This is a genomic window from Pyxidicoccus sp. M15 (assembly GCF_056858435.1).
In genome coordinates, this window is sequence record NZ_CM166495.1 from 12,043,557 (window position 1) to 12,067,690 (window position 24,134).

At 70.9% G+C, this 24,134-nt stretch carries 22 protein-coding genes; 9 read left to right on the forward strand and 13 right to left on the reverse strand.

The features are described 5' to 3' along the window. Positions 1-47: 47 nt before the first annotated feature. The 4 genes from ACX9TP_RS44790 to ACX9TP_RS44805 all read right to left on the reverse strand — a co-directional run bounded on the left by ACX9TP_RS44790 (position 48) and on the right by ACX9TP_RS44805 (position 4,465). Entirely contained in the window at positions 48-335 is a 288-nt protein-coding gene (locus tag ACX9TP_RS44790; protein ID WP_482976839.1) for a hypothetical protein, read from the reverse strand. A gap of 4 nt (positions 336-339) precedes the next feature. Further along, on the reverse strand, positions 340-1,869 hold the full coding sequence (locus ACX9TP_RS44795) for a DUF4331 domain-containing protein (protein WP_482976840.1): 1,530 nt from the start codon (positions 1,867-1,869) through the stop codon (positions 340-342). 103 nt (positions 1,870-1,972) lie between these two features. Then, a complete protein-coding gene (locus ACX9TP_RS44800; RefSeq protein WP_482976841.1) occupies positions 1,973-3,100 on the reverse strand; it encodes a HupE/UreJ family protein in 1,128 nt (375 codons plus the stop codon). A 144-nt stretch (positions 3,101-3,244) separates the two neighbouring features. Further along, on the reverse strand, positions 3,245-4,465 hold the full coding sequence (locus tag ACX9TP_RS44805; protein ID WP_482976842.1) for a tetratricopeptide repeat protein: 1,221 nt from the start codon (positions 4,463-4,465) through the stop codon (positions 3,245-3,247). A 277-nt stretch (positions 4,466-4,742) separates the two neighbouring features. Between ACX9TP_RS44805 and ACX9TP_RS44810 the strand changes: the two genes are divergently transcribed. Then, positions 4,743-6,146, forward strand: a complete 1,404-nt coding sequence (locus tag ACX9TP_RS44810; RefSeq protein ID WP_482976843.1) for a sensor histidine kinase — start codon at positions 4,743-4,745, stop codon at positions 6,144-6,146. A gap of 2 nt (positions 6,147-6,148) precedes the next feature. On the opposite strand, the gene ACX9TP_RS44815 is transcribed toward ACX9TP_RS44810, so the two are convergent. Together ACX9TP_RS44815 and ACX9TP_RS44820 are read right to left on the reverse strand one after the other, a co-directional pair. After that, positions 6,149-6,715, reverse strand: coding sequence for a hypothetical protein (locus ACX9TP_RS44815; RefSeq protein WP_482976844.1), 567 nt, complete (start codon positions 6,713-6,715; stop codon positions 6,149-6,151). Between the two features lie 27 nt (positions 6,716-6,742). Continuing rightward, complete coding sequence (locus ACX9TP_RS44820) at positions 6,743-7,357, reverse strand: putative glycolipid-binding domain-containing protein (RefSeq protein ID WP_482976845.1); 615 nt, start codon at positions 7,355-7,357, stop codon at positions 6,743-6,745. 169 nt (positions 7,358-7,526) lie between these two features. Here ACX9TP_RS44820 and ACX9TP_RS44825 point away from each other — a divergent pair, with 169 nt between their 5' ends. Then, the gene (locus ACX9TP_RS44825; protein ID WP_482976846.1) at positions 7,527-8,327 is read left to right on the forward strand and encodes a helix-turn-helix transcriptional regulator; all 801 of its coding nucleotides are present in this window, start codon (positions 7,527-7,529) and stop codon (positions 8,325-8,327) included. 15 nt (positions 8,328-8,342) lie between these two features. On the opposite strand, the gene ACX9TP_RS44830 is transcribed toward ACX9TP_RS44825, so the two are convergent. The 4 genes from ACX9TP_RS44830 to ACX9TP_RS44845 all read right to left on the reverse strand — a co-directional run bounded on the left by ACX9TP_RS44830 (position 8,343) and on the right by ACX9TP_RS44845 (position 11,029). Beyond that, entirely contained in the window at positions 8,343-8,999 is a 657-nt protein-coding gene (locus ACX9TP_RS44830; RefSeq protein WP_482976847.1) for an HAD family hydrolase, read from the reverse strand. Between the two features lie 87 nt (positions 9,000-9,086). Then, a complete protein-coding gene (locus ACX9TP_RS44835) occupies positions 9,087-9,668 on the reverse strand; it encodes an ExbD/TolR family protein (RefSeq protein ID WP_482976848.1) in 582 nt (193 codons plus the stop codon). Between the two features lie 25 nt (positions 9,669-9,693). Beyond that, positions 9,694-10,179 (reverse strand): ExbD/TolR family protein, encoded by a 486-nt coding sequence (locus ACX9TP_RS44840; RefSeq protein WP_482976849.1) that lies wholly within the window; start codon positions 10,177-10,179, stop codon positions 9,694-9,696. 115 nt (positions 10,180-10,294) lie between these two features. After that, positions 10,295-11,029, reverse strand: a complete 735-nt coding sequence (locus ACX9TP_RS44845) for a MotA/TolQ/ExbB proton channel family protein (RefSeq protein ID WP_163992076.1) — start codon at positions 11,027-11,029, stop codon at positions 10,295-10,297. Positions 11,030-11,355: 326 nt separating this feature from the next. Here ACX9TP_RS44845 and ACX9TP_RS44850 point away from each other — a divergent pair, with 326 nt between their 5' ends. The 4 genes from ACX9TP_RS44850 (at position 11,356) to ACX9TP_RS44865 (ending at position 15,496) form a co-directional block, all read left to right on the forward strand. Then, positions 11,356-12,255, forward strand: a complete 900-nt coding sequence (locus ACX9TP_RS44850; RefSeq protein ID WP_482976850.1) for a GspE/PulE/PilB domain-containing protein — start codon at positions 11,356-11,358, stop codon at positions 12,253-12,255. 66 nt (positions 12,256-12,321) lie between these two features. After that, positions 12,322-13,836, forward strand: a complete 1,515-nt coding sequence (locus ACX9TP_RS44855; protein WP_482976851.1) for an AlkA N-terminal domain-containing protein — start codon at positions 12,322-12,324, stop codon at positions 13,834-13,836. A 208-nt stretch (positions 13,837-14,044) separates the two neighbouring features. Then, the gene (gene ogt, locus ACX9TP_RS44860; protein WP_482976852.1) at positions 14,045-14,593 is read left to right on the forward strand and encodes a methylated-DNA--[protein]-cysteine S-methyltransferase; all 549 of its coding nucleotides are present in this window, start codon (positions 14,045-14,047) and stop codon (positions 14,591-14,593) included. A 90-nt stretch (positions 14,594-14,683) separates the two neighbouring features. After that, positions 14,684-15,496, forward strand: coding sequence for an isocitrate lyase/PEP mutase family protein (locus tag ACX9TP_RS44865; RefSeq protein WP_482976853.1), 813 nt, complete (start codon positions 14,684-14,686; stop codon positions 15,494-15,496). A gap of 87 nt (positions 15,497-15,583) precedes the next feature. On the opposite strand, the gene ACX9TP_RS44870 is transcribed toward ACX9TP_RS44865, so the two are convergent. From ACX9TP_RS44870 to ACX9TP_RS44880, 3 genes are all read right to left on the reverse strand, one after another. After that, complete coding sequence (locus tag ACX9TP_RS44870; protein WP_482976854.1) at positions 15,584-17,500, reverse strand: ATP-binding protein; 1,917 nt, start codon at positions 17,498-17,500, stop codon at positions 15,584-15,586. After that, positions 17,490-19,430 carry a PAS domain S-box protein gene (locus ACX9TP_RS44875; protein WP_482976855.1) on the reverse strand — a complete coding sequence of 647 codons (1,941 nt, stop codon included), beginning with the start codon at positions 19,428-19,430 and terminating at the stop codon, positions 17,490-17,492. The genes ACX9TP_RS44870 and ACX9TP_RS44875 overlap by 11 nt, the downstream gene beginning before the upstream one ends. A gap of 94 nt (positions 19,431-19,524) precedes the next feature. Then, a complete protein-coding gene (locus ACX9TP_RS44880; RefSeq protein ID WP_482976856.1) occupies positions 19,525-21,234 on the reverse strand; it encodes a right-handed parallel beta-helix repeat-containing protein in 1,710 nt (569 codons plus the stop codon). 420 nt (positions 21,235-21,654) lie between these two features. Here ACX9TP_RS44880 and queD point away from each other — a divergent pair, with 420 nt between their 5' ends. The 3 genes from queD (at position 21,655) to ACX9TP_RS44895 (ending at position 24,133) form a co-directional block, all read left to right on the forward strand. After that, positions 21,655-22,017, forward strand: coding sequence for a 6-carboxytetrahydropterin synthase QueD (gene queD, locus ACX9TP_RS44885; RefSeq protein ID WP_163992062.1), 363 nt, complete (start codon positions 21,655-21,657; stop codon positions 22,015-22,017). Between the two features lie 113 nt (positions 22,018-22,130). After that, a complete protein-coding gene (locus ACX9TP_RS44890; RefSeq protein WP_482976857.1) occupies positions 22,131-23,273 on the forward strand; it encodes a TPM domain-containing protein in 1,143 nt (380 codons plus the stop codon). Between the two features lie 113 nt (positions 23,274-23,386). After that, positions 23,387-24,133, forward strand: coding sequence for an SDR family oxidoreductase (locus ACX9TP_RS44895; protein WP_482976858.1), 747 nt, complete (start codon positions 23,387-23,389; stop codon positions 24,131-24,133). Position 24,134 lies beyond the last annotated feature (1 nt).

Consider the following 24,134-nt stretch of genomic DNA (forward strand, 5'->3'; position numbering starts at 1 on the left):
GTGGGGAGTGTCCCCGGCACCGGGCTCCGTGCTTTCTCCCCGGCGCGTTACTGGAAGAACGCGTCCGGGAAGGCGTCCGTCGGCTCGGTGTCGACGAACTCCTGGTCGTCCACCTCCACCGGGGTGCCGGTGGCCGTCGTCTGGTCCTCGATGAGGTCCTTCACGAAGGTGGTGAACTCGGTGCCGGCATCGGTGCCCGCGTCCACGCCGCCGTCGCGGGGAGGGGACGGGAACGGGCCGGGGTCCGGCCTGTCGTTGATGTCGTCACTGCAGCCGGTGTAGGCCAGGGCCAACCCCAGGGCCAGGATGCAGCCCAGTGCTCTGAGCGTACCCATGACGTCAGGTCCCGTCGCCGTTGGCGCCCGGGTTGGGCGTGCGCAGGTAGGGGAAGGTCGTGTCGAACTGCGACGCGTCCTGGAGCACGGCATCGTGGAACGGGATGTTGCGTGACGGCGCCTGCGTGTCATTGGCCAGCAGGTAGCCCATGGACACGCGCAGGGCGATGTCCACCACGTCGTCACCGGGACGGCGGCCGTTGGGGAAGCCCGCCGGGTCACACCCGCTGAGGGTGGTGTCGAGCGCGCCGTCCTTGAAGCAGCCCGCGGCGCCCAGGTTGTTCTGGTCCGCGCGGGCCTTCACCGGCAGCTCCACGTTGAGGCGCTGCATCTCCGCGGTGGAGCCGTTGGCGTTCACGCCCGTCACGCCGGTGAGGAAGGCCGCCACCAGGTCCGCGCGAGGGAACACGGTGGGCGCCCTCACGCCGGCCTCGGTGAAGAGGCTCTCCAGCAGCGCGGGCAGCGTGGGGTGGGTGACGTAGTCGGCGAACTGGGTGTCGTCCTTCGGCTCGCTGGCGTTGAAGCGGTTCTTGTCCTTGAGGCCGATGACGACCTCGTTGACCAGCGGCATGCCCAGGCGGCTGACCTGGGTCCACGCGCCGCCCTCACGGGCCGGCGTGGCGTAGGTGGCCTTCGGGTTGATGGCGCGCGCCTGGCGCACGCTCGCCGTGGTCCACCCGCCGATGACGGGCTTCTCCGCCGTCCTCAGGCAGGAGATGGGGACCTCCAGCGCCAGCGTGGTGATGTTCTTCCTGTCGAGCGGGTTGGGCACCGCGTTGCGGTTGGCGGCGTCGGCGATGACGGAGGCCGGCGCGTTCACCAGGTCGAAGATGGGGCCCAGGTTGACGGCGAAGCCCTCCTTGCGCTGCCCCACGAACACCCTGGCCGCGCCGGTGCAGCCGGGGATGTTCACGGAGTAGATGTGCTGGCCCGCGTAGGTCGCGTAGGCGGCCGAGTCACCGAACGTCTTCGTGCCGATGTAGTCCGTCGGCTTGAGGAACGTGGCGCTGCCACCATTGGTGTTCGTCACGTCCGCGGCGGTGCCCGTGCGGCGGTTGCCCCGGACGACCTTCAGGGTGAAGGACTCCTGGACGTTGAGCTTGCTGCGGTCCGCCGCGGTGATGGGGCCCACGTTGACGAGGGGCACCGCCACCGTCTTCTTGTTGGCCCCGGTGCCGATGTCCAGGGTGGCGCCGTTGCCGTTGGCGGCCAGGGTGTTGTTGAAGCGGAACTGGAAGGTGAGGTCCTCGACGGCGTCACCGGTGTTGTCGACGTGGATTTCGTACAGCGCGTCCGGGTCCAGCGAGAAGTAGTTGGGACCGCCGTACGCGTCCTGCAGGGGCAGGTAGTTGGCAATCAGCGTGACGTAGGCGTCCCGGCCCGGCTCGTAGCTGCGGAACATGTAGAAGTCGGTGCCGTCGACCTTGGGCATCTCCGTGATGAAGGGAGCTTCCCGGTGACTGGACGCCAGGGCGCCGGTGGCACCCAGGGCTGTCGCGACGGTCAATGCCGCCGCGAGCTTCTTGGCTCTCATTCGCTTCTCCTGTTGAGGTGTAGGGACTGCTGTTGCACCAGGGAGCGCGACGGACGGCTCGCACCCCCGGGACTCTCCTGCGTCCCGGCGGGCTTCGCGGGGGTCAGGTGAAGGACATGCCCACGCCGAACGCGCGCTCGGCGAGCCAGACACAGGCCACCAGGGCAATGGCGGCCGAGCCTCCGACGAGCAGCGCGCGGCGGTAGAGCACCGAGCCGCGCAGGGCGAAGGCCAGCGGGAGGAAGGCGGCCACGCACGCGAGCTGTCCCAGCTCCACGCCCACGTTGAAGCCCAGCAGCGTGACGGCGAGGCTGCCGCCCGGCAGCTCCAGGTCGGCCAGCGTGGACGCGAAGCCGAAGCCGTGCAGCAGGCCCAGCGCGAGCGCCGCCACCCAGCGCGTGCCGCGCACCACCGGGAAGACGTTGTTGAGCGCGGCGGCGATGACGCTCGCGGCAATGGCGGACTCGACGAAGCGCGAGGGCAGCGACACCAGGCCGAGCACGGCGGCGCTCAGCGTGAGCGAGTGGGCCACCGTGAAGGCCGACACCACCTTCACCACGTCCTTCACCGCCGGGCCGAAGGCGAGCACCGGCACCCAGCGGCCGTCCGCCTCCCGGCGCAGCACCGACGGCAGCAGCAGTGCGAAGAGGAAGAGCAGGTGGTCCAGCCCCGCGAAGATGTGCTTCACGCCCTCCACCACCATCTCCCCGAAGCTGCGCCAGGGGGACAGGCCCTCCAGCGACACGCGGGCCGCGTGATTCGAGGCGGAGAGGACCCGCGTCTCGCTCGCGCCCCCGTGGGCGACGCGGACGATGCCGCGGTGCTGCGAATCCCTGTCGAACAGCAGCGAGTAGTCCACGTCCAGCACGGTGGGCGCCGCCGGGCAGCGCGCGGCGAAGTCCAGCACCGCGTAGGCACCGTCCGAGTGGCGCACCACGCGCGCGGCGCTCCCCGGCTCCAGCGTGCACGGGGCGCCGTCCGCGCCCAGCGTCAGGCGCGCGAGCACATAGCCGGCGACGTCCGCCTGGCGCGCGCGCAGCTCGCCCCACGTAATCGCGCCGTCTCCTTCCGCGTCCAGGGTGAGCACCTCGTCCAAGTCCTTCAGCGCGACGTCCCAGCGGCCGGAGAAGCCGCTCCCGTCGCGCGTCAGGTGCAGGTAGCTGTCGCTCGGTTTGTGAGCCAGCGCGGCCAGCGGGGCGAGCAGCAGCAACAGCGAGGCAAGGCGGCTCAAGGCAGGCTCCTCCGCACGCGCTCGGCGCGTGCGGCCAGTGGGGCGAGCAGCAACAACGTGGCAGGGCGGCTCAAGGCAGGCGCTTCCGCACGCACTCGGCGCGTGCGGCCAATGGGGCGAGCAGCAACAACGTGGCAGGGCGGCTCAAGGCAGGCGCTTCCGCACGCGCTCGGCGAGCGCCACCAGTCCGGGGTCCTCGCAGCCGGCGGCCTTCAGGAACTCCACTGCGGGCGCCGCGGCCTCCGGCTTCCCCGCGGCGAGCGCGGCCTCCAGCAACAGCCGCGCGTCCCACGGCTCGCGCTGCACGTCCCACGAGGCCCGCGCGAGCGTGAGGGCCTTGTCCGGCGCCTTCTCCACGTGGAGCGCGAAGCGGGCCTCCTCGCGTGCGTGCAGGCCGTCTCCGCGCAGGTGGCTGGCCGCGTAGCGCTCGGCCAGCTCGGCGGCGAGCGCGGGGCCCTCCTCCGAGCCGAGCGCCGTCTCCGCGAGCACGAGGCGCAGCAACTGGTTGTCGTCCTCCGTGCGCCCGCGCACCAGGGTGGCGGCCTCGCGCGGACGCCCCGCGTCCAGCAGCAGGTCCGCGTAGGCGGCGCGCGTGTACGCGTCACCGGGGTCCAGCGCGAGCGTCCGGATGAAGAGCTTCTCCGCGCGTGCCGTGTCCCCCGCGCGCGCGGCGGCCTCGGCCAGCGTGGAGAGCGCCCACGCCTCCGCCTCCGGGCCCGGAGTTCCCCGGGCCAGCGCCTCCGTGAGCAGTGAGAAGGCCTGGCGCGAGCGGCCTGCGAGGCTCTTCACCTGGGCCTCGCACACGGCGGCTGTCAGCGGCCCGGCGAGGGCCGCGAGCGGCGCGCAGCTCCTGGCCGCCTCGGCATGTTCGCCCCGCACCCCCAGCACCACCGCGCGCGTCAGCCACGCCTGTGCGTCGCGCGGGTCCTCCCTCACGGCCGCGTCGAGGTCCGCGAGCGCCGCGGGAAACTCATGCCGGCCCTGGAGGATGGTGGCGCGCAACAGCCGCACGCCGGGCGGCGGCGTGGCCGCGTCCCACCAGGGAGCGAGCGCCGCCTGCGCCCGGCCGAGGTAGCGCGGGTCTCCCCGCATCCGGCTCTCCTCGATGTCGAGCCTCGCCAGCCGCAGCGCCAGGTCGAGCTGCGCGGGCTGAGCGGCCAGGGTGCGCCGTAGCGCGGCACGCTCCCGGGCGCGGGCATCTCCCGCGGTGGCGGGCACCTGCTCCAGCACCACACCGTCGGAGGCGGGAGTGAAGGGCACCCGCTCGGCGGCGGGAGGATTGCTTCCACACCGCAGGGCCAGCACGGCGGCCACCCCCACCGCGAGGTGGGTGGTGAAGCGTGAGCGGGGTATGTGGGCTCGCATCGGTGACAGCCTTACGCGGCCCACCTCCGGGTGGATTTCCAAGGAAATGACACGCGGCCCGCTGACGCCCGAACGCCTGCTTCCCAACACTGGCGTTGGACCTGGGGACACGGCGTTTCCGGGTGGGAGATCCACCCGGGCCCGCCTCGCTCACTACCTGGCGATGGCGTCATGTGCGGCCCCGCCACCCCTCGCAAGGAGTCGATGAACCAGCAGGTCATTCCAATGGCCACGGTCATTTCCACCCTGTGTTCGCCTGCTCGCTGGAGGAGTCCGCATGCACATCAGCGCACCGTCACTTCAGGAGCGCGCGAAGCGGCTCCATGCAGCCCAGCTCCAGGAGATGCGGCGTCGGGTGGATGAGCTGTTCGCGCGGATGATGGTGGGCCAGTGGATGTGTGGCGTGGTGGTGGCGTGGGTCTTCTCCCCGCTGGCCTGGGAGGGCAAGGCACGCACGGAGTCCTCCCACGTGCAGGCCGCCGTCCTGCTGGGGGCGGCACTCAGCCTGCTGCCGCTGGTGCTCGCGCGCTGGCGGCCGGGCTCGGTGCTCGCGCGGCAGGGCATGGCGGTGGCGCAGATGCTCTGGTCCGCGCTGCTCATCCACCTCACGGCCGGGCGCGGCGAGACGCACTTCCACATCTTCGCGTCGCTGGCCCTGCTCGCCTTCTACAGGGACCCGTGGGTGCTGCTGTCCGCGAGCGCCACCACCATCCTGGACCACTTCGCGCGGGGCGTGCTGTGGCCCCAGTCCGTCTACGGCACGGCGGATTCGGCATGGTGGCGCTTCCTGGAGCTGGCCTTCTGGGTGCTCATCACGGACGCCGTGCTCCTCGCGGCGTGCCGCGTCTTCCAGCGCGAGGCCTGGGAGACGGCCGAGCGCCGGGCGGAAGCGGAGCTGTCGCACGAGCAGAAGCTCCAGACGCAAGCGCAGGCGCTGGTGCGCGCCGAGCAGCAGCTGCGCGAGTTCCAGCAGCAGTACTCGCGCATCGAGAAGCTGGCGACCATGGGGCAGATGGCCGCGAGCATCAGCCATGAGCTGCGCAACCCACTGGCCGCGGCGCGCACCGCGCTGTCCTGCGTCCTGCTGCGGGTGGCGAACCTGCAGGACGCGCTGACGGACTCGCGCATCCTCCACTTCCTCGACGTCACCGAGCGGGAGCTGGCGGTGTGCGCGCGCATCATCTCCGACGTGCTGGACTTCGCGCGCGAGCGGCCGCCCCAGCTCGCGCCCTGCGCGCTGCGCCCGCTGGTGGACGAGGTGCTCGGCGTGGTGCCCCAGCGCGCGGGGGTGCGGCTCGTCAACGAGGTACCGGAGTCGCTCCCGGTGCCACGGCTGGACCGGGAGCTGTTCCGCATGGTGCTGGTGAACCTGGTGCAGAACGCCGTGGAGGCGATGCCTCCGGGCAGCGGCGGCACCGTGCGCGTCCACGCCGAGGGCGGCGCGGGGATGCCCTGGCGGCTGCGCGTGGTGGACGACGGGCCAGGGATTCCCGCCGAGGTGCTGTCGAAAATCTTCGAGCCGCTCTTCACCACGAAGACGCAGGGCACGGGGCTGGGGCTCGCCATCGTCTCCGCGCTGGTGCACAAACACGAAGGCACGCTCACCGTGCACAGCGAGGTGGGCCAGGGGACGGAGTTCCTCATCGAGCTGCCCGCCAGCGCGCTCGCTCGCACCGCGTGACGTCAGGCGCGCGTCGTGCCCGGGCCCCCGCGACGGCGGCAGGGCATCTCCTGCGTCACGCGCCAGGTGGCGCCGCCGTCTTTCGAGAGGAAGCCACGCCAGAGGAAGGAGTCCTCGGTGATGGCGGTGAACATCCAGCGCAGGAGGTGACCCTCCGGGTCCGGCCCCTCGATGTGGATTTCCCCGCCCACCGGCCTCCCCGTCAGGACGGCGAGGAACCCCGTGGTGGCACCCAGCCACACCACGCGCCAGTGGTCCGCCTTCGCGTCGTAGTGGCGCAGCGTGGTGCCGATGCGCCGCTCACCCACGGCCGAGCTCAGGCCCGCCTCGGCGTTGGGGTAGATGAGCACGTCCTGGATGGCGCGCCCGTCGAGCGCCCACGTGAAGGACCACTCCCCGGGCTGACGGAAGACCTCCTTCCCGTCCTCACCGTAGAACACCACCTCCGCGTCCCAGGCGCCGACGAAGCGGCCGAAGAGGTTCAGCTTGTCCGCGTGCGTGGCCAGGGGGCCTTCCGCGCGCAGCAGTGCCAGTGCCCGCTCGGAGAGCGGGGTGGGATGACTCGACATGGTGACTTCCTCCAGGGTTGAAGCGGCTCAGCCCTTCGTCGTGGCGACGCGCTCCCAGCCGGGCGGATAGTTCAGGACGAGGCCCAGCTCATCCGTGTCCACCTCGGCCGTGAAGCTGCCGCCGTTGCTCTCGTACCGGTAGCGCGACGGCGTCAGCCGCGTGTACCGCTGGGGCAGCGTCACCAGGGACAGGTCCGGCATGCGGACCCACGCGGCCGTCACGTCAGCACCCTGCCCCACCTCCAGCGCGAGCCTGCGGATGGGCAGCGTGTTCGTCGAGGGCGTGAAGGCGAGGTCGATGTCCGAGCACCCTCTGAATTGCGGCACCTCCTCCGTCCCCCGCCACCAACGCCGCTGCGCATCGACGCGAAGGGAGAGCGACTGCTCCACGCCCCCGCGCCGCAGCACGATGCGCGCCTCCCGCGTCAGCCATTGCTTGTCACAGTGGAGGATGTAGTCCGCCGCGTACGGAAGGCCGTCCTCCGCGAGCACCACCGAGCCGGCCAGCATCCAGCCCTCGGCGGACTCCCGAAGCTCGAAGTACTCGCTCCCCGGCTGCTCCATCCGATGCCAGACGAGCGCGCGGAGGCACCGCGACGCGGGGGCGGGGCCAGGGGGAGCCCCGGTGTGCTGAGCGGTCATGAGCAGGTCCCCACGAGGGAGAGAAAGGTCCGTCGAGTCATCGCCGTCATACGGAATGCACGGTAGGCGCAGGCCTCGCGCGCCGTCTTACACGTCCTTGCTCCCAGCGTTTCCCAGCGCACGCTCGCGGCGCTTGTCCGCGGCCCGGGCGGCTTGCCATGGTGGCGGCATGCCGCGCCTGCACGCCGCACCCCTGCTCCGCGAATCGGACCTCCAGCTCTTCCGCGTGACGTGCGACGGCCACGACGCTCCGCGCCTGAAGGACGAGTATTCAAGCAGCGAGAGCCTGGTGCTCGCGCTGCACGGCCGCTTCCAGTTCCGCGACGCGAGGACGCGCGCCGTGGTGGGCCCGGGCACCGGCCTGCTCATGCGCGCGCACAACCCCTGTCAAATCAGCCACCCCCACGGCGGAGGCGACGCCTGTCTCTCCGTGCGCGGCCCCTGGGTGAGGCGCGTCGTGGACCCGGCCACGTCGACCTTCGCCGTCAGCGCCGAGGCCTACGTGCGCCTCCAGGCCCTGCTGGCCCGCGTCGCCCGCCAGGAGCCCGTGGAGCGCCTCCAGGTGGAAGAGGCCCTGTGCCTGACGGTGTCCCGCTCCGAGCCGCGCACGGCCGTCGGCAGCGCGCCGAATGCGCGTGAGAGGAACATCGCGGGGGTGATTGCCCACGAGGTCTCCCTGCGCTTCGACGAGCGCCTCTCGCTGGAGGAACTGGCGGAAGGCGCGGGCGTGTCCGTCTTCCACGCGTGCCGGGTGTTCCGCCGGGTGATGGGGACGGGCATCCACCAGCACCAGCAGGAAGTCCGTCTGCGGCACGCGCTCGCCCTGCTGCTGGACACGCGGCTGCCGCTGGCCGAGGTGGCGCTGGAGGCCGGCTTCGCCAACCAGGGCCACCTGGGCAATGCCTTCATGCGCCGCTACGGACGCACCCCAGGTGCCACGCGCAAGGGGCTGCTGCCCTTCAGCGCCTGAGCCACGGCACCGCGCTCACGGCCGCGCGTCGCGCAGCGCGGCCAGCAGTTCCTCCGCGGTGTTGCTCACCGCGCGGGCGCCATGCGCCTGAAGCTCATGGCTCCGGAAGCCCCAGGTGACGCCCACGCCGTACATGCCCGCCGCGCGCGCGGTGTCCATGTCCACGGAGGTGTCCCCCACGAAGCCGCACGCGCCGGGCACCACGCCCAGCTCCGCCGCCAGCGCCAACGCGCCCGTGGGGTCCGGCTTGCGCGGCACGCCCGGCCGCTCGCCATACACGGCGTCGAAGGGCACGCCCGGCAGCAGCTCCTCGACCAACCGCTTCACGAAGACGTCCGACTTGTTGCTCAGCACCGCCAGCCGCGCCCCCGTCCGGGCCAGTGCCGTCAGCATGGCGGGGATGCCGGGATAGGGCCGGGTCCTGTCCAACAGGTGCGCGTCGTAGTACCCGCGCCAGGTGGCCAGCACCGGCGCGTGCAGGTCCTCGCGCCCGGCCGGCACCGCGCGGCGCACCAGCTCCTTCACGCCCTCACCGACGAAGCGCAGGTAGGCGGCTTCCGGATGCGCGGGCAGACCGTGGTGCGTGAGCGCGTGGTTCATCGCGTCCGCGATGTCCCCCAGCGAGTCCACCAGTGTCCCATCGAGGTCGAAGATAACGGCGCGAAGCTGCATGGGATTGAAGTCTCCAGAAAAAACGAAAACGCCCCGGCCGGTGGGCCAGGGCGTTCGGGGCACGAGGGCCCGCGTTTCAGACGCTGACTACGGCGTGACCTGGGCCGTGGGGCCCGGGGGCGCGTCGCCAGCGACGGTCATCACCGCGAAGTTGATGTTCTGGTAGCCGGCCGTGGCGCAGCTGAACATCACCCGCTTGATGATGGCGTACTCGACGTCCTTGTGCGCCTGGATGTTGATGTCGCCCTTGAAGCCGCCCTCGTCGTCCTTCGCCATGGCGTGGAGGTCCTCGTACTGCTTCTTCATGTCCCGCAGCTTCTCTTCCAGCGCGGGAATGTTGAGGTACTCGTCCTTGGAGAAGTCTTCGACGCGACCGACGATGGTGCCCGACACGCTGATCTGGTCGTTGGACACCATGACGACAGGGTGCATCTCCACTTCCTTGACGTTGATCGCCTCGGGAAGCTCGATGTCCTTGGTCATCATCAGCACCTCGCCCGTCGCGGAGAAGTTCGCGATGAGGAAGAGCACGATGATGACGAACATGTCGACGAGCGGGGTGATGAGGAGGTCGGCGTAGCCGCTCTTCTTGCCGTGCGCGCCGTGTCCGAACACCTTGGAGTGCTGGAGACGCTTGCCGTACCGCTTGCCTGGGACCTGGATGGCCATGACGTGTCGTTAGCTCCGTGTACGGCTAGCCCATCGCCGCGGACACCGACACCTGGGGCAGCCCAGAGCCGATGCACTCGTCGATGATGCGAACCAGGTCCTCGTAGCGGACCTTGTCCTCGGGCTGCAGGGTGATGGCGGACTGGTCCGGCAGCTGCGCCTTCAACTCCTTGAAGCGCGCAGTCAGCTTGGACAGGTCCGTCTTGCCCTTGGCATCCTTGGTGAGGGGAATGGGGTCGAAGGCGCTCTGGTCCGCCGTCAGCCGCAGCTCCGTGGGAGTAATCAGCAGGTTGAGCTGGACCGTCTTGGTCTCCTCCTGCTTCTGCTCCTCCTCGGTGCTGGGGCCTCCCGCCTGGGAGACCTGGAGACGGCCAATCTGGGTCCAGACGGCCGTCATGATGAGGAAGCTGATGGTCACAGCCATCAAGTCGATGAATGCGGTCAGGTTGATGGCGACGTCGAGCGACTTCTTGCCCTTGCCACCTTGACCTGTGTCCATTCCGCCGGCCATGGCGTTTCTCTCCTTCGGCCGTGGCTCCGTGAGGAGCCGGTAAGATTACAAAGGGCGCGCCGTGCGTCCCTCAGGGGGACAGGACAGCGCGCCCGGGCACCGGGTTCCCGACCGACTACTCCTCGTCGCGGGCCGCGGGGACGTTCATGTTCTTGAACTTGTCCTTGTTGGCCACGATGAGGTTGAGGACGGAGACGCTGGTCTCGTTGATGTCGTTGATGAGCGCCTGCGTGCGGCCCATCAGCACGGAGAAGGCGACCAGGGCGGGGATGGCCGTCACGAGCCCGAAGCCCGTGCAGTTCATGGCTTCCGAGATGCCGTTGGCGAGAATGGTGGCCTTGTCGGCCGGGTTCACGTTGGCCACGGCCTCGAAGCAGGAGATGAGACCGGACACCGTGCCGAGCAGACCGGCGAGCATCGCCGCGTTGCCGAGCATGGCGAGGTAGCCGGTGCGGGCCTCCAGGCGAGGCGTCTCGCGCAGGCTGGCCTCGTCCAGGGCGGCCTGGACCTCGTCGTTGCCCTTGGGAACGTTCATCAGGCCGGCCTTGATGACGTTGGTGAGCGGCGTGGACTTCTGGCCGGCCACGTAGTTGATGGCCTTGTCCAGGTCACCGGCGTAGATGTGCTTCTTCAGGCCGCGCAGGAAGGCTTCCTTGTTGATGGACGCCTTGCCGAACAGGACGATGCCGCGCTCCACCATGATGGACAGCGCAATCACGAGGCACACGGCGATGGGGTACATACCCCACTGACCGGCCTCCCAGCGGCGCGCGATTTCCTCGAAGAGGCTGCGCTCGGGGCCGCCGGTGTTCGCAAGTACGGTCAGATTCGTCAGAAACCCCAGGTTCATCGCTTGATGCCTCCACTAGGCGGCTGGACCCGCTGAGGCGGGTCTTACATGCCTGCCACCCCCTCGGGCGGATGATCCGCCCTCATGGGCAGCAGGAATGAATGTTGAAATCGGTGTGCCGACTTTAGGAATGCGAGGCGGGGGTGTCAAGGCAGGCCCAGCGACGTTAAGTGCTGAAATCTCACAGGAATTTTGCGCCGGTCCACCCCTTGCCAGGTGGTCTCCCCAGCAGCAGGGCAGGCATTTTCGGGGGGATTCCCAAGACGCGTCGGATGTGACACCGCGCGCGCTTCCGGGCCCCACGAACGCATGCTAAGCGCGGCCTCATGGCGAGGAAGCGCATTGGCGAGCTGCTTTTGGAGCAGCGGGCGATCAGCGTCGCGCAGCTCGAGGCGGGGCTGGCCGCGCACCGCAAGTCGGGACAGCGATTGGGGGCCACGCTCATCGCGCAGGGCGCGATTACGGAGGCCACGCTGGCGGGCGCGCTGAGCCAGGCGCTGGGGCTGCCCCAGGTGGACCTGGCGGCGATCACCCCCGAGTGGGCGGCGGTGCACCTCTTGCGCGCGCGCTTCTGCGAGCAGCACGACCTGTTCCCCATCGCCCTGGAGAGCGTGGGTGGGCGGCGGCAGCTCGTGGTGGCGATGAGTGATCCGCTCAACGTGACGGCGGTGGAGGAAATCGAGTTCACCACCGGCCTGAAGGTGAGCACGCGCGTGGCGGCCCTGTCGGCGGTGCGCAGCGCCATCCTGCGCTACTACCACAAGGTGCCGGTGGCGGTGGCCACCGGGCAGGGCTCGGCGGCTCCGGCCCCGGCGCCACGCGCTCCGGTGGCGGCCCGGCCCTCGGCTGTCCCGGCGAGGCCCGCGGCGCCCGTGGCGAAGGCGGCCCCGCCTCCCGAGGAGGAGGAGGACGAGGTCATCGTCGGAGAGGAATTGCCGCCGGGAGAGACGACCCAGCGCACGTCCCTGGCGGAGCTGATCCGCGACCGGGAGGAGCAGCGCAAGCAGCGTCGCGGGCAGGCCCAGGCAGCGAAGCCGAAGCCGGCGGCGAGCGCGACAGGCGTGCTGGATGACCTGGATTATCTCTTCGGGCAGGCCCGCGAGGACCCGGACCGCATCGAGGAGCTGGAGCGGAAGTTCTGGGCGCTGATGCGGATCATGGCGCGCAAGGGATTGCTGTCGAAGGAGGAGTTCACCCGCGAGCTGGACGACGAGGGCGAGCGCTGACGGGCCGGGGGGTCCATGTCCGAAAACCGCGAGAGCGCTTCACCCGGACATGAGAAGGGTCCGTCCATGGACCTGCTCGACCGCGACGCGTGCTACCGCGTCCTCCAGTCTCGTGATGCCCGGTTCGACGGACGCCTGTTCGTCGGGGTGACGTCGACGGGCATCTACTGCCGCCCCATCTGCCCGGCGCGGACGCCGCTCCTCAAGAACTGTACCTTCCATGCCTCGGCCGCCGCCGCGCAGGAGGCGGGCTTCCGGCCGTGCCTGCGCTGCCGGCCGGAGACGGCCCCGGACCTGGCGTCGTGGCGTGGGACGTCCAACACCGTGTCCCGGGCGCTGGCCATCATCGCGGACGGCGGACTGGATGGGGGCGAGGCGGGCGTCGACGAAGTGGCCGAGCGCCTGGGGGTGGGCGGGCGCCAGCTTCGCCGGCTGTTCAAGCAGCACCTCGGGGCGTCACCGGTGTCCGTGGCCCAGACGCGGCGGGTCCTCTTCGCCAAGCAGCTCATTCAAGAGACACGGATGCCAATGGCGGAGGTGGCGCTCGCCGCCGGCTTCGGCAGCGTCCGGCGCTTCAATGAAACATTTCATGATTTGTATCACCGGCCGCCGAGCGAGCTGCGACGCAAGGCATTGACGGAGCTGCCCGCGGGCTCGGTGGGCGAGGCGGGCGTGACGCTCCGGCTCCGCTACCGGCCGCCGTACGACTGGGCGGCGATGCTGGCGTACCTGGAGGCGCGCGCCATCGACGGGGTGGAGCAGGTGGTGGATGGGCGCTACCGGCGGACGGTGGCGCAGGACGGCCGGGTGGGCACGGTCGAGGTCCAGCACGAGCCGGCACGCAACAACCTGGCCGTCACGGTGCGCTTCCCGGACGTGCGCCCGCTTCCCGCCATCCTGGCGCGCGTGCGGCGGGTGTTCGACGTGGGCGCGGACATCGAGACCATTGGCGCGCACCTGTCGAGAGACCCGTTCCTGGCGCCGCTGCTGGCGCAGCGGCCGGGCCTGCGCGCGCCGGGCGGGTGGGACGGGTTCGAGCTCGCGGTGCGGGCCATCCTGGGCCAGCAGGTGACGGTGGTCGCGGCGCGGCAGCTCGCGGGGCGGCTGGTGGCGCTGTGCGGTGAGGCCCTTCCCGAGGCGGCCAGCCTGCACGCGGGGCTGACGCGTGCGTTCCCCTCGCCGGAGCGCGTGGCCTCGGTGGACCTGGGTGCGCTGGGCATGCCCTCCGCGCGGCGGGCGTCGCTCAAGGCCCTGGCGGAGGCGGCGATGGCGGACCCGCACCTCTTCCGTCCCTTCGGCACGGTGGAGGAGTCGATTGCCCGGCTGCGCTCCATCCGGGGCGTGGGGGAGTGGACGGCGCAGTACATCGCGCTGCGCGCCCTGCGGGAGACGGACGCGTTTCCGGCGAGCGACGTCGCGCTGCTGCGGGGCGCGGCCAACGACGCGGGCGAGCGGCCGACTCCGGAGGACCTGCTGCAACGCGCGGAGCCCTGGCGGCCCTGGCGGGCCTATGCCGCGCAGCACCTGTGGGCCGCGGATGCGGTGATGAGCCAGCAGGCCCGGGAGGCCCGTCATGGCTGAGACCGCCCACCCAGCCATCCGCGCCGCCGATGCCGGACGAGGCGAGTGCTCCAGGAGGACCGGCATGGCTGAGACCGCCCACCCTGCCATCCACGCCGCCGATGCCGGACGGGCGAGTGCGCCCAGGAGGACCGTCATGGCTGAGACCTCCCACCCAGCCATCCGCGCCGCCGATGCCGGACGGGCGAGTGCGCCCAGGAGGACCGTCATGGCTGAGCCCCTGCGCCTGTTCATCGACCGGACCGAGACACCGATTGGTGAGCTGGTCATCGTCGCGGACCGCGAAGGCCGGCTGCGCGCCATCGACTGGACGGACTACGAGCCGCGCATGCGCCAGTTGCTGCGTCTGCACTACGGCGAGGGCGGCTTCGAGCTCGTGCCCGAGCGCAACGCCGGAGGCCTCACCACGATGTTGCGCCGCTACTTCACGGGAGACCTCGGCGTCATCACCGGCCTGCCCGTGGAAACCGGCGGCACGCCCTTCCAGCGCACGGTCTGGGCCGCCTTGCGTGACATCCCGTGCGGCTCGACGGTGTCCTACTCGGAGCTCGCGCGCCGCATCGGCCGCCCCGCCGCCGTGCGCGCGGTGGGGCTCGCGAACGGAGCGAATCCGGTGGGCATCGTCGTGCCCTGCCACCGCGTGGTGGGCTCCAATGGCTCGCTCACCGGCTATGGCGGCGGCCTCGAACGAAAGCGCTGGCTGCTCGCCCATGAAGGCCACGCCGCGTCCCAGCCACTCCTCCCGTTCGCCCGCTAGCAACGCATCACACCACCCGATTGCAGATGTTCGTGCGCGCCCGCACGCCCGAACGCATAACCGCGTCCTCCGAAGGAAAGGAACCACGCCATGACCTCGCCCCACGCAACGAATGCCCAGGTGTTCCGCCGGCTGCACACCGAAGGACTGCTGCTCCTCGCCAATGCCTGGGACGCGGGCAGCGCGCGGCTGACGGAGAGCCTGGGCGCGAAGGCCGTCGCCACCACCAGCGCCGGCGTGGCCTGGTCCCATGGGTACGCGGACGGGAACCACCTGCCGGTGCGGCTGCTGGCCGCGACGGTGGCGGAGATGGCCCGCGTCATCCGGGTTCCCCTCACCGTGGACATGGAGGGCGGCTATTCGGATGACCCCGCCGCCGTGGGAGAGACGGTCGCCACGGTGCTGGAGGCCGGCGCCGTGGGCATCAACCTGGAGGACGGCACCGGCACGCCGGACCTCTTCTGCGCCAAGCTGGAGCACGTGAAGCGCGCGGCAGCACGGCTCGGCGTGGACGTGTTCGTGAATGCCCGCACGGACGTCTTCCTGCAGGGACTGGCCCCCAAGGAGCGGCGCGTCGAGGAGACCCTGGCCCGCGCCAGGCGCTATCGCGCCGCGGGGGCGGACGGCCTCTTCGTCCCGGGGATGGTGGACGCGGCGGACATCCGGGCCGTGGCCTCGGGAGCGGGGCTTCCGCTGAACGTGATGGCACGGCCGGGCGTGCCCTCCCCTTCGGAGCTCGAGGCCATGGGCGTGCGCCGCCTGAGCGCGGGCATCAACATCGCCACGGCCGTCCTCGGAAGGGCGGCGGCGCTCACCACCGCCTTCCTGCGAGACGGGGCCACGCCCGCGCTGTTCGAGGGCGCCCTCTCCTACCCCGAGCTCAACGCGCTGATGACTCGCTAGGCGAGGAGGCCGCACGCGGCGACACGAGGGACGCCGTCGGTCATCCCAGCCAGAGCGGGCCCGGTATGAGCAGGCCCGCCCGGGCCCCTACCCCACCGCCAGCGGCAGCCTCACGGTGAACGTCGTCCCCGTGCCCACGGCGCTGTCCACCGTGAGCCGGCCGCCATGGTTCTCGACAATCCCCTGGCAGATGGACAGGCCCAGGCCGGTGCCCTTCCCCTCCGGCTTGGTGGTGAAGAACGGCTCGAAGATGCGCTGCAGGTGCTTGGGGTCGATGCCCGTGCCCGTGTCGCGCACCGTCACCACCGCGTCCTGCCCGTCCCGGCCGGTGGCCAGGTACACCGCGCCGCCCGGCTGCATGGCGTGGCACGCGTTGGTGATGAGGTTGACGAACACCTGCACCAGGTTGGCCCGCACCGCGGACAGCGGCGGCAGCTCCGAGTACTCGCGGTGCACGCTGACGCGCGCCTGCGCCACCACGTGCTCGCAGAAGCCCACCGCCATGTCCACCACGGCGTTGAGCTGCACCCGCTCCGGCTTGTCCTGCGCCGGCCGCGCGTAGCTCACCAAATCCCGCGTGAAGCGCAGGATGCGGTGGCTGCTCTCCAGGATTTTCTTCAGCTTCTCCTGGTCCGCCGGATTCGCCCCCGGCGACAGCCGCGAGCGCTGCAGCAGCGCGTCCGCGTACGTGGCCACCGCCGTCATCGGGTTGTTGATTTCGTGCACCACGCTGGCCGCGAGCTGACCGATGGAGGCCAGCTTCTCCGCGTGGATGATGCGCTTCTCCAGCTCCTTCACCACCGTGATGTCCTGACCGATGGCGATGACGCCCTCCACCTCACCGTGCTGGGTGAGCATGGAGGAGGTGGCGAAGGACACGCGCACCTCGCCGCCGTCGCGGGACAACAGGCGCGTCTCGAAGCTGTTCACCGACTCGCCGCGCATGGCCGAGGCGATGACCTGTGTCAGCCGCAGGTGCTCGCTCTCCGGCACCAGCCAGAACAGGTCCTTGCCCAGCACCTCCTCCTTGCGGAAGCCGGTGAGCGCGCTGATGGCCTGGTTGAAGACCACCACCTGCTTGTCCCGGCTGGCCACCAGGATGAGCGCGTTGGCCTTCTCCAGCAGGTCCTCCAGGTACTTGCGGACGAACGTCAGCTCGTCGATGAGCTTCGCGTTCTTCACCGCCACCGCCACCTGGTTGGCGAGCTGCAGCAGGACGCGCTCGTCGTGCTGCACGTCCGCGTCGAAGCCCTCCGGGTACTCCATGTTGATGGCGCCGAAGAGCTGCCCGCTGGCCACCAGCGGCGCGCTCACCCCGTGCCTGCAGCCCTCGAACAGGAGCGGCACCTCGGTCAGCACCGCCACGCGGCCCGGAGGCAGCGACGTGGGCGCCAGGTTCGTCTTGTCCACCGCGCGCTGGAGCAGCGCCAGCGGCTCGTGCGCGCCCTCCTTCAGGCGCCCTTCGGCGTAGAGCGACGTCAGCCCGCCGGTGCGCGCGTCGGTGATGCGGATGCAGAACGAGCGCCCGGGGAACAGCTCCTTCACCCCGCGCGCCACCGCCGCGACCAGCTCCTCCTCGCCGCCGGCCTCGGCCACGCTGCGGCCCAAGTCCAGCAGGACGCTCTCCGTGCGGGCCTGCTCCAGCAGGGCCTTCTCCGCCACCACCAGCCGGTTGCGCGCCAGCTCCGGCTCGTTGCGCGCGCGCACCGCCACCACGTCTCCGCGGCGCGACAGCGTCAGCACCACGCCCGCCAGGTCGTCCAGCAGCTCCACGTCGCAGCTGGCGCCGTCCGAGGGCACGCAGGCGCCGGCCAGCGCGCGCGCCACGTCGTCCACCGACACGTGGTGCTCGGCGCAGAAGCGGCGGAAGGCCTCGTTGACGGCCACCAGCCGCAGCCCCGGGTCACACATGGCCGAGGGCGCGTCGAGCGCCTCGAAGAAGGCCTGGAAGGACTCCGCCGAGGGGCCGCCGGGAATGCGCACGACGCGGGGCTCAGTCTTCATGGGAGGTGGCCTTGTCCAGGTCGAGAATCTGTTGCGCCCCCATGTACGACTTCGTCTCGTAGCGGGTGATCTTCCCAATCTTCCGGACGATCTCCGCCATGCGCTCCGCCTCGCGGTAGATGATGTCCACCGGTTTCCAGGCGAAGTCCTCCTCCTTCAGCTTGCGCTTGAGCAGCTCCGCGTAGCCCATGACGGACGTGAGCGGCTGGTTCAGCTCGTGGGCGGCGGTGCCGGCGAGCGCGACGATGACGGCGCTCTTCTCGCTCTCCTCCAGCCGCGTCTCCACGTCGGACAGCTTGCGCTCCAGCTGCATGCGGGCGCGCATGTCCGTGAAGATGCCCACGCTGAAGACTTCACGGCCGCCCTCGTAGACGATGGAGGCCGTCATGTTCACCGGCACCCGCTCGCCCGAGCGGTGCATCAGCTCCTCGCGGGTGAGCGACAGGCGGCCCTTGCCCCCGTGCTCCGGGCTGCGGAGCATGGCCATGACCCGCTTGGCCACGCCGGGCGGGTAGAGCTGGTGGACGGTGAGGCCGCTCATGGCCTCCTGCGCGGTGTAGCCGCACATGGCCTCCGCGCCCTTGTTGAAGAGGATGATGCGCCCCTTCACGTCCGCCGCGACGATGGCGTCCACCGACGAGTCGATGAGCCGCTCCAGGAAGTCCTTCGTCTGGCGCAGCTCGTACTCCAGCTTGCGCGCGTCGGTGACGTCCCGGAAGGAGAGGATGGTGGCCGCGTCCTCGTCGCGCATGGGCGCCGCGGACATGGACAGCGTCAGGCGCCGGCCCGCGGCGGTGCGCACCTCCACGTCCACGCCGGAGCGGGCCTCGCCGTGCGAGGCCGTCGTCACCAGCTCCATCAGCACGCACTCGTCCACCGGCTGGGTGACCTGGTGCAGGTGGCGGCCCCGCGCCTCCACCGCCGGCAGGTCCAGCATCAGCGCGCCCGACGGGTTGAGCGACAGCACGCAGGCCTTGTCGTCGAGGATGGCGACGCCTTCACTGACGTGCGCGAAGAAGAGCTGGTAGGGCTTGAAGGAGGCCGCCTGCTCCTCGGCGGCCAGGCGCGCCGTCTTCTCCGCCTCCGTCTGCCCGCGCACGGACTGGAGGACGGACGCGTTGCGCAGCGCCACCGCGGTGGCGTGCGCCACGGTGGTGAGGAAGTCGATTTCCCGGGGCGTGAAGGTGCGCCGCGTGCCCGCCGCGCGCACCAGCAGCACGCCGCGCACCTGCCCGCGCACGGGCAGGGGCAGCGCGGCGATGGCGTGGATGCCCCGCGCGGCCACCGCCCGGCGCTCCACGTCGCCCAGGAGCGGGTGGGTGGACGCCTCCTGCATCACCACCGGCTTGCCGGTGCGCATCACCTCGCGAATCTCGGGGTAGCGCGACAGCTCGATGCGCAAGTCCTTGAGGGCCGGGTCGTCGCTGGCGGCGACGATGACGCCCTCGTCGGCGTTGCGGCCGAGCATCACCAGCGTGGCGCGGGCGATGTCCAGCTTCTCCGCCAGCCGGCGGGTGACGCCGTGCAGGAGCGCCTCCACGTCGGAGCTCTCCGCGTACTCCGCCGTCAATTCCAGCAGGAGGGCCAGGTCCTCCTGGCTGCGCTCCTGCTCGCCGCGCTCCACGTGGCGCGCGGCGGCGCACTGGAGCCGCCACGCCAGCTCGTGCGTGGCCACCGGCAGGGTGAGGATGTCGGCGGGCTTGAGCGCCTGCGCGGCGGCGAAGCCCCGCTCGCCGGGCTCCACCAGCACCACCAGCGTGAGGCTGGAGGCGCGGGGGCCGTCGAGCAGGGCCCGCAGCGCGGAGCCACTGCCGGGCAGGGTGAGGTCCACCAGGGCGAGGGAGGCCTCTTCCAGGCCTTCCACCACCCGAAGCCCCGCACGCGCGGCCGAGGCGGCGAGCGCCTCACGCGCCTGCGAGTCGGAAGGCACCAGAGTGATGCCGAGAGCGAATTCCAGCGAGGACGGCACGTGGAGGGTGGGGTCCAGGGAAGGCGGGGAGCCCCACTCTACACGGCCCGGCCGCTCAGGGGCAGTCCGACTCGAAGGCCCCCAGGTCCGGCGCGGCACCGCAGTACGTCAGCCCCAGCGAGGCCCCCACGTTGCGGGCAGGCGAGCTGGCAGCGAGGCGGAAGTCACCCGTGTCGATATTGAGGAAGGCCGGTGACTTCTCCAGCGAGCGGCGGTCCAGGCCGCTGCCCGCCTTCCAGTCCGCGAAGTCCATGTCCGAGCCATTGAGCCGGAAGACGGCCGCCCCGCCGGAGCGGAAGTAGAGGTTGGCGTCCACCACGGTGTTGGTGCGCTCCGGCCCGCCGCGCGCCGCCACGCCGCAGCCGGCGAAGACGTTGTTGCGCACGTCCAGGGTGGCGCTGGGGCCGGTGTCGCCGTGGCCGAAGATGAGGCACGGGCCGGGCACGTTCCACACGGTGTTCTGCTGCACCTTCACGTTGATGGAGGTGTCCACGCGGATGCCGCTGCCCTCCTCGCTGCCGCCGAGCGCGTCGCGGACGAGGTTGCGTCGGATGGTGACGTTGGTGGGAGGCGCGTCCACGCGCACACCGCCGACGCTGATGGCGCGGCCGTTGTTGTAGAGGACGTTGTCCTCCAGGGTGACGTCCCTGGCGGACAGGTGCACCACCACGCCCTCGCCGCGCGACGAGGAAGAGGACTTGTGGCCCCAGATGATGTTGCCGCGCAGGGTGACGCGCGTGCACGTCTTGATGTCCACGCCATTCTCGCGGTTCTCGTGCAGCTCGTTGTCCTCCACCAGGAGGTTGTCGAAGGGCGTGCCGGAGACGGTGGCGCCGCCCTCGGGGCCGATGCACTGCACCGCGTCCCCGGAGTTGTGGTGGATGTCATTGCCGCGCACCACCACGTTCTTCGACGTGGTCTGCACGATGACGCCGTGGCTGTCGGTGGAGCCGCGGCTGAAGTTGCTGATGACGTTGTTCTCGATGAGCACGTCGGCGGCCTTCTCGCCCACGTTGACGCCCGCGCCCGCGGTGCCGTTCTTCACCGTGCAGCCGCGCAGCACGCCGTGGTGCGAGCCCACGCCCCGCCACAGCACCGCGAAGGACGCATCCCCCGCGAGGTCCAGCGTCATCCCCTCGATTCGCCAGTACGCGCCCCGCACGTCCACCAGCGCGGACCCGCTGCCCGAGGGCTTGAGCACCACCGTGGCGCCGGGCGCGGCCCGCACGGTGAGCGGCGAGGACTCGGAGCCGCCCTTCTCCTCCAGCTTGAGGCGCTCCGACCAGGTGCCGGCCTTGAGGTACACGGCCTCGCCCGGCTTGAGCAGCGACAGCGCCTTGGCCACCGTGCGCAGCGGCGCGCCCTGCGTGCCGGACGCGGTGTCGCTGCCGTTGGTGGCCACCCAGAGGATGCGCGAGAACTCCGGCTGGGGCGCGGGCGTCGGGGTGGGCGTCGGCGTCGGCGTGGGAGTCGGCGTCGGCGTGGGGGTCGGCGTCGGCGTCGGGATGGGGTCGGTCGGCAGGTCCGGGATGGGGAGCGGACCGGGAATCGGGTCGGGGTCCTCCGACGGGGTCGGCGTCTCGTCGTCATCGGAGCCGCCGGGAAGGTCGGGGTTGAAGATGGGAGGCGTCTCCGCCGAAGGGGCCTCGCCCGGAGTCGGGTACGCACCGGTGTCTTGAGTGAGCTCTCCCTTGCCGTTGCAGGCGACGGAGGAGAGCAGGACAGCGGAGCAGAGGGCCGGTATCAGCGGAAACCGTTGGCGCATCCTGTGAGACTCCTTGTGTGGGTCGCGACGTGTGGGGCGCTCGCGAGGACGGCCGCCAATTCCGGGCCCCGCGCTGTTCATTCCCGCACCCGACGGCAACCCATGCCTGCCGGGACGCAGGGGAAGGAGGCGAGAATCGCGATTCCGCGAGGTTGCGGAATGCGGAAAGAAGCCCCGCTGATGCGGCGATGAGCCGACATTCGTCAGGCTGGCATGCGGATGTGGGCCCGTGGAGGCGGAGATATTCCCGAGTCGGGCCTCTTCTTTTTCACGCTGGGAGTAGGTCGGCCCGGGCGGGAGCGGGCGGACGTGCGCGTGGGCGGGCCGTCCGCCCATGCTCCGGGGCGCGCTCCGGCGTTCCTTGACGAGGGGAGGAGCGCGCGGGATATCAGCGCGCCCCACCCGCGGTCAGGAGACGCCTTGGACATCTTCAAGGAATTCACCTTCGAGGCGGCCCACCGGCTGCCCAATGTGCCCCCCAACCACAAGTGCAGCCGGCTTCACGGGCACAGCTACCGGGTGGAAATCCACGTGCGCGGTCCCGTGGGCGAGCGCACCGGCTGGGTGATGGACTTCTCCGACATCAAGGAGGCCTTCGAGCCCGTGCGGATGCGGCTGGACCACTACTACCTCAACGAAATCGAGGGCCTGGACAACCCCACCAGCGAGAACCTGTCGCGGTGGATCTGGAAGCGGCTGCGGCCCACGCTCCCGCAGCTCAGCCGCGTCGTCGTGCGCGAGACGTGCACCAGTGGATGCATCTACCAGGGCGAGGACGACTAGCAGGACGAGGACGCCCCGGGGCCGTGTCGCGCTCCCGGCGTTCTGACGTATCGTTGCCCCCGGTCCACCCGTGGCGTCACTGCCCGAGCGGGCGGGCCATCGAGGGGGGCCCCATGCTGAAGTCCCTGGTGTTGCTGCTGCCCGTGTTCCTGCTCGGCGCCACGCCCGTCGTGGACCGGCCCGTGGTGGACATGAGCGGGCGGCTGTCCCTCTCCGATAAAGAGGCCGTGGCCACCGAGCTCGTCCGCCTGCGCGAGGAGACCGGCGTGCAGATGGCGGTGCTCATGGTGGATACCACCGGCGGAGTGCCCATCGAGGACCATGCCCTGCAGGTCGCCGAGACCTGGAAGGGCGGCGGAAAGGGCCAGGACAACGGGCTGCTGCTCGTGCTCGCGGTGAATGACCGGCGCCAGCGGCTGGAGGTGGGCTACGGGCTGGAGGAGTACCTGCCCGACGACGCCGTGCGCACGCTGCTCGACGCGCAGGGGCCGCTGCTGCGCCAGGGTGACTACCGGGACGCACTGCTGGCGGTGGTGCGGGGCGTGCGACTGCGGGTGCCGGGCGTCGGTGGCGTGGTGACGTACCGGGCTCCGTGGGGCGCGGCGCAGGTGGGCGCGGTCTTCCTGGGGTTGCTGTTCGGCGGGTTCGCCGTCGGCATGCTGCTGGGGCTGTGCGTGGGCCCCTGGAGGAAGCGACTCGGCGCCGCGAAGCTGGCCGGGACGGTGGGCGCGCTCGTGTTGCTGCCTCTGGGGGTCATCACCCTCGCCGTCCAGTCGAGCCAGCTCCCCACCGCTAACTTCCTGTGGGCCTTCGCCTTCCTCGCGATGGTGTTCTTCCTGCAAGCCCTCTTCGGCATCCACGTCTCCCGGGTCGTGGCGGTACTTGCCGCCGTGTTCGTGCTCGGGAGCGGCGGGCTCGTCGTCATGGGGCAGCACCCCGCCAACGTGCTGGACCTGCTCGTGAGCACGCTCATGTTCAGCGGCTTCTTCGTCGGCGGCACCTTCATGTTCTGGGCCATCTTCCGGGCCGCCACCAGCGGCAGCGGCTCCTCGTCGTGGGGTGGCGCTTCCTCGGCCTCGGGAGACTCGTCGTCCTCGTCGTGGTCTTCCTCCTCGTCGTGGTCTTCCTCCGACTCGTCCTCGTCGTGGTCTTCCTCCGACTCGTCCTCATCCTCGTCCAGCAGCTCCAGCTCGGACAGCTCGTGGGGCGGCGGGGGCGGCGACTTCGGCGGGGGTGGCTCCAGCTCGTCGTGGTAGCCCGCACCTCGTGTGTCGCCGGGCCGTGACGGGCGGCATCAATCCCGTGCGCGGCCGTCCCGCCCATGGCATGTAGCGCCCGGAAACCGACTTCGAGGTTCGAGGGCAATCACATGAACGTGCTCATCACCGGGGCCACCGCCGGATTCGGGCTGGCCATCACCCGCCGCTACCTCCAGGACGGCGCGCGCGTCATCGCCATCGGGCGACGGACGGAGCGGCTGGAGGCGATGCGGGCGGAGTTGGGAGAGCGACTGCTTCCCGTGACGCTCGACATCACGGACCGCGAGGCGGTGGAGCGCGCGGTGCGCTCGCTGCCGGCGGACTTCGCCGAGGTGGACGTGCTGGTCAACAACGCGGGCCTCGCGCTGGGGTTGGACCTGGCGCAGTCGGCGCGCGTGGAGGACTGGGACGTGATGGTGGACACCAACGTGAAGGGCGTCCTGTACTGCACGCACGCGGTGCTGCCCGGCATGGTGGCGCGCAACCGGGGCCACATCGTCAACATGGGCTCCATCGCCGCCGAGTTCCCCTACCCCGGCGGCAACGTGTACGGCGCCACCAAGGCCTTCGTGCACCAGTTCAGCCTCAACCTGCGCGCGGACCTGCACGGCACCGCCGTGCGCGTGACGGACATCGAGCCCGGCCTCGTGGGCGGCACCGAGTTCTCCAACGTCCGCTTCAAGGGCGACGAGGCGCGCGCCGCGTCCCTCTACGCCAATACCCAGCCGCTGACGCCCGAGGACATCGCGGACGCGGTGCACTGGGTGACCACGCGCCCCGCGCACGTGAACATCAACATCATGTCCCTGATGCCGGTGGCGCAGGCCTTCGGGCCGCTGCCCGTGAAGCGGGGCTGAG